Annotated in this window: 1 protein-coding gene and 1 pseudogene; both read left to right on the plus strand. The window is 47.8% G+C overall.

Going from position 1 to position 1,954, the window contains the following annotated elements:
- Positions 1–817, plus strand: a pseudogene (locus ACZYSM_RS29070) (hypothetical protein); the annotation flags it as partial.
- A 2-nt stretch (positions 818–819) separates the two neighbouring features.
- Positions 820–1,954: hypothetical protein (locus tag ACZYSM_RS29075; RefSeq protein ID WP_489077104.1), on the plus strand; the 1,135-nt coding region annotated here is incomplete at its 3' end.

Here is a 1,954-nt window from a genome sequence, read left to right on the forward strand (position 1 = left end):
CGAAAGCGAGTGGTGCTACACGCCGCAGAAGTGGGATGCGCTGGACGATGTACTGGGCCATAGCGGTTCGACCCCGCACCTGAACTGGGTGGCGGAGAAAGAGCGGATCAAGCAAGTCAGTTGGTGGAATGAGGTAGCAGAGAAGGTTGGGCTGCCGTTGGATGGGGAGGTGTATCACTTTCATCCGGTGGGGTTAGTGGTGGGAATGTCTACTTTTCGGCGGATGAGTGATTTGATTGTACGCCAGGGTCAAGTTACTTTCGATGCTGAAGGGAACGATATCCCGAACAGCCCATATTTTAGTCGACGTTTACATTGGCCGGGAGGGGCATCGGGCGTGACGCTGGGACGCGGTTACGATATGCGCCATAGAACACGCAGTGGGGTATGTGCGGATCTAATTGCGGCTGGTGTGGATGCTGTTTCTGCTGAAAATTTCTCTCGTGGTGCTGGTCTATCCGATCAAGTTGCGCGTGATTTCGTGAGTGCGAATAGAGATGGGTTTGGAGAGATTTCAAAGCAAGCACAGCGTATCTTGTTTGAAGATATAGTGTATCCACGGTATGTGGTGGCAGCCCAGCAGCGGTACAGTTCTATCGTTACGCCAGGCTCAATAGCATGGGAGGGACTTAATGATAGGGTGAGAGATGTAGCAGTTGATCTGACTTATCAGCAGGGTAGTATTTGGGAAAGGCAAATTCCATATGTTTCCGTGAATGATCGGAGTAGGTTTGCGCAATATATTCAAGATACTCCGGAGCTAGTGCGGTATGAGCTGGGTCGAAATAGAGCACGATACCTGAGGGGTGGAGATTAAAGATGAAATATGGGGCGTGCTTTTTTTTACTGGCTTTATTTATGCCAGCACTGGTTTCAGGTCAGGAGAATTATTTAGCCCGAGAGGTCAGTGAAGGGGGCGGGGATTCTGGATTTTTATGGTCTGGAGACTATCTGAAAAACAGTGATCTGTGTACCTCGCCAAGCAGTGGGGGATCTTGTAGCAATCAGTTTAGTGATCGATTGAAAATTGAGCCGGCACATCAAGGTTATCTGGTTGAGTTGTACAGTACGCAAGCAGATCAGCATGTCTGTTCTTTTTCGGTCTCGATGAATCTTGTGAATGGAATGCTTGTTTACAAGACTAAATTCGGGGATGTGTTCATACGGAAAAAAGGGCGATCATTAGAGATTTCATCGGGTGGGATTGACCCGACAGCCCTTGGGCTTGGTGTATGTGGAGCACATGCAGATATTGATGGCCTAGCATTTCCTTTAACTAGTAGGGTATCTGAAGAATCTCCAAAGGAAAGAACACTGAGTCGTGTCGTCGACTTTCAGTATGACGACCCGCTGGCTGGGAGGTATTCTACTCTAACAATACTAAGCGGTGGTAAAGTCGTACGGATTCTACGTGGAGGTACTCATAATGGAGGGACATTCGAGCGACAGGATCCGCCGAATCTATCACCAGACGGTAATTTTGTATTATTGAGCCAGATTGAATCGGGCGAAGTGGAAATTTCTAATAATACATTTGTGCCCCATGAGGTCGCCTACTGTGATCTGGTATACGTACATAGTGGCTGCATTGTAGCAAGGGAAACAGGTGAGTTTTGTGGTGGTGCCTTCTCCCGAGACGGTAGATGGGACAACTCTCTATATCCGGATTTTAACTTGACTGCTGCGATCCCCAGAGTTAGTACCTACGCAGAAGGTAAGATGGAGATTACAGATTCTCCTGGTAGTTCTCTTGATAATTTGCTGGTATGTGATCCTCCTCGCGATGTCAATAGAAAGACGTACAGTGACATGCTGCAGTTGCTGGAGCGTGACGGCGATACGAGTAATGTTGCAAAATTGAAAACAGTTATGAATACAGCAAGCATTCGTTCAGCCGAAGAAGGTTCCTCTCCAGCAACGAAAGCCAACGATGTGAAAGTAAAGTCGGTGATTT

Source organism: Pseudomonas sp. F220 (genome assembly GCF_057813935.1).